Here is a 3,129-nt window from a genome sequence, read left to right as displayed (position 1 = left end):
ACGAAGCAAATTTTAGAATCAGCACCACACGGCAAGCGATCTATCAGAGCGCAGAGGGTTTTATAACAGCCGTGAACATCGCCGATGAGATAAATTTGGTCGTTCATCTTTTCCTTTTCTTGTAAATTTACTTAAATTTTAGCAAAGTTTAGCCAACGGGGCATAAAAACAGCGCAACAAAACTACCTAAATTTGATCGTCAAATTTAAACGCCCTCACTCGCCGACGACTAACATCGCGCCAAGCGCTATCATAGTAACGCCGACAAAAAACTCCAAAATTTTCCACGCGGCGGGCTTTTGAAACAGCGGTGCCAAAAATCTAGCTCCGTATCCGAGCAAAAAGAAAAACGCAAACGACGCGCACATCGCACCGGTGCCAAAAAGCCTTGCGCTCTCGCCAAATTTCGTAGAAACCGAGCCAAGAAGCACGACCGTGTCAAGATAAACGTGCGGATTTAGCCACGTAAAAGCTAGCGTTAGAAGCGCTGTTTTGGCCGCTCCGTGCGCCTCCTTGCCGCCCGCTGTTAGCGCATGCGAGGCGCTAAACGCGCTATAAAGACTGCGTAGCCCGTAAATGCTCAAAAATACAAATCCGCCCCAAAGCGCGGCGGTTTTGATGACGGGATAGCGCTCTACCACGTAGCCAAACCCCGATACGCCCGCAAAGATCAGCGCGGCGTCGCTAAGCGCGCAGATGGCGCAAACGAGAAAAACATGCTGTTTTTTGATGCCTTGTTTTAGCACGAAGGCATTTTGCGCTCCGATAGCAAGGATCAGCGAGAGACCGAGTGAAAAACCAGAGAAAAAGGCATTGAAAAAAATCATTTTAACACTTATATTTTGTTTTTAAATTTTGACTGAAATGCGTGCGACAAAAAGCTCGGCGAAGTAAAATTCGCAACATGCGGAGATTTCTGTAAATTTGTGAGTCAAATTTTAGCAGCATCAAGGTGCGGGTCTCGGCGAATAAAATTTGAAGCTAAATTTATAAATTTAGCCGAATTTGGCTTCAAATTTGAATAGAGAACAATAAGGCGAAGTATCGCGAGATGATTTTGAAAGTTGTGCAGAAAATTTTAATCAAGACTAGGCATGTAGCCTGTCGTAGATTAAAATTTTCAAATCTCTTTCAAAAGTGCTCACGAGACGAGCCGCTAAATTTATTATTTAAACGCGACAAACGTCGCAAAATTCGCCCACCTAAATATGCATTCCACATTTTTAAACCCCGCGCTAAGCGCCAAATTTCTATTTTCGGCTTCGGTGTATGGTATGAGCACGTTTTCTAGCGCCTCGCGTTTTTGCGCGATCTCGTAGCGCGAGTAACCCTGCTTGAGCTTGTATTTTTCGTAGATTTCGATCATATTTTTACTCAGCGTCTTATCCTCAAATATAAGCTTCTCGCTAAAAACAAACACGCCACCGTCATTTAGCGCGCGGTAAATTTTAGCTACGAAATCCTGACGCTTGGGCGGGCGGATAAACTGCAGCGTGTAGTTCATCAAAACGGCGTCGCGGGCGTCAAATTCGCACTCTAAAATGTCCGCTAGCTCAAGCTCGATCTTAGCACCGTACGCCTCTATCTTGGCGCGCGCGTTTTGCAGCATCGCAGGCGCATTATCCACGCCTTTTAGCGCGAGGTCGTTTCTCTTGCGCCAAAGGGCTAGCAGCGTCGAGGCGGTCGAGCAGCCAAGATCTATCGCGCTTGCGCCGTTGGGTAAAATTTGAGCTAAAAAATCAGCGATCAGCTTTTGCGAAGCGTCGTAATACGGCACCGAGCGCCCGATCATATCGTCAAACACCGACGCCACGCTCGCGTCAAATTCAAACTGCTTTTTTATCGGTTCTTTAAAGATTTCGTCTTTCACGGCTCGCTCCTTTGAGGCGTAGCGTCGCCCACAACGTAGAGATCGCACACGCCGACGAACTCCATCGCCTGCTTGATGTCGGTCCCGATCTGCTCCTTTAGCTCCTCTAGGCTTTCAAATTTACGGTTGTCGCGCAGTCGCTTGATAAAGCAAACCGCGACGTCGCGGGCACCCTCGATGTTTTCGTTTAGCACGTGCGTCTCGACGCTAAAGTTGCCGTCCGTGCTCACGCGGTTGCCGATAAAGGTAACCGAGCCGTAGGTCTTGTAGCCGATGCGAGTCCTCGTCGCATAGACGCCCTCGCGCGGCAAAAGGTAGCTTTTGATGTCCAAATTTAGCGTCGGTACGAGCTCGCGCGACCCGATGCCCTGCCCCTTTATCACGCAGCCTTCGATCGAGTATTCGCGGCCTAGCAGGCGGTTTGCCTTGTAGATCTCGCCTTGTTTGATATACTCGCGTATGGCCGAGCTATGCACGCCCATACCGTCAAAGCAAACCTCGTCTACTACGACCACCTCGCCGTCAAAAATATGCCGCAAATCGTGCTTGTCCCACGCCCTGTTTCGCCCGAAACGAAAATCAAATCCAACGACGATTTTTTGCAGATTTTTAAAATCCCGCTTCAAAAGCGCGATAAACTCATCGCCGCCAAGCCCTTTTATGCTATCAAAATCATACAAAAAACACGGATAGCTCGAGTACTCGGCTCGCTTTAGCTTTGGCGTGATGTTGGCTTTGTTTTTGTCAATCACGACTAGTCCGCCGTACTCGCCCAGCTGCTTTAAAAGCTGCTTGTGGCCGCGATGTACGCCGTCAAAGTGCCCGATCGCGACGGCCGTGATATTATCTTTTGTTAAAAGCGTAGAAAAATTCGGCATTTCCTTCCTTTCCTTTTACCTCGCATTCGAGCGTTTGGCGCATTATCCAGCCCAAATTTGCCGCCGCAAGCTCAAATTTCGCCCTCGCCTCGCGCACGGCTTTTGCGTCCGTTACGACCCCTTTTTTATTTCGTTTAGCGCTCCTACCGACCTCAAACTGCGGCTTAAAAAGCAGGATAATATCGCAGTTTTCGCCCGCCAGAGCGTCGATGGATGGCAAAATCTCTTTAAGCGAGATAAAGCTCACATCGCAGGTGATGAGATCAAATTTGCGTGCGTCGTTTTTAGCGGCGTGGGGGTCAAATTTGGCGTTTTGAGTTTTTGCAGCTAAATCCATGCCAGCCAAATTTGACTCGTCCGTCTTGGCTCCAGCCTGCGTTA

General features: G+C 48.6%; 4 protein-coding genes. All 4 read right to left on the bottom strand.

What is annotated here, in order from left to right; translation table 11 throughout:
* Positions 1–215: 215 nt before the first annotated feature.
* Positions 216–827 carry a LysE/ArgO family amino acid transporter gene (locus Q0338_RS04915; protein ID WP_298085785.1) on the bottom strand — a complete coding sequence of 204 codons (612 nt, stop codon included), beginning with the start codon at positions 825–827 and terminating at the stop codon, positions 216–218.
* Between the two features lie 338 nt (positions 828–1,165).
* Positions 1,166–1,870 carry a carboxy-S-adenosyl-L-methionine synthase CmoA gene (gene cmoA, locus Q0338_RS04910; protein WP_298085784.1) on the bottom strand — a complete coding sequence of 235 codons (705 nt, stop codon included), beginning with the start codon at positions 1,868–1,870 and terminating at the stop codon, positions 1,166–1,168.
* Positions 1,867–2,748 carry a bifunctional riboflavin kinase/FAD synthetase gene (locus Q0338_RS04905; RefSeq protein WP_298085783.1) on the bottom strand — a complete coding sequence of 294 codons (882 nt, stop codon included), beginning with the start codon at positions 2,746–2,748 and terminating at the stop codon, positions 1,867–1,869. Before Q0338_RS04905 ends, cmoA begins: the two co-directional genes overlap by 4 nt.
* On the bottom strand, positions 2,714–3,129 hold a 416-nt coding region (locus Q0338_RS04900), incomplete at its 5' end, for an SAM-dependent methyltransferase (RefSeq protein ID WP_298085782.1). The genes Q0338_RS04900 and Q0338_RS04905, both read right to left, overlap by 35 nt.

It is taken from the genome of uncultured Campylobacter sp. (assembly GCF_938018145.1).
Lineage (GTDB): Bacteria > Campylobacterota > Campylobacteria > Campylobacterales > Campylobacteraceae > Campylobacter_A.
This window is presented reverse-complemented; position numbering and strand designations above follow the sequence as displayed.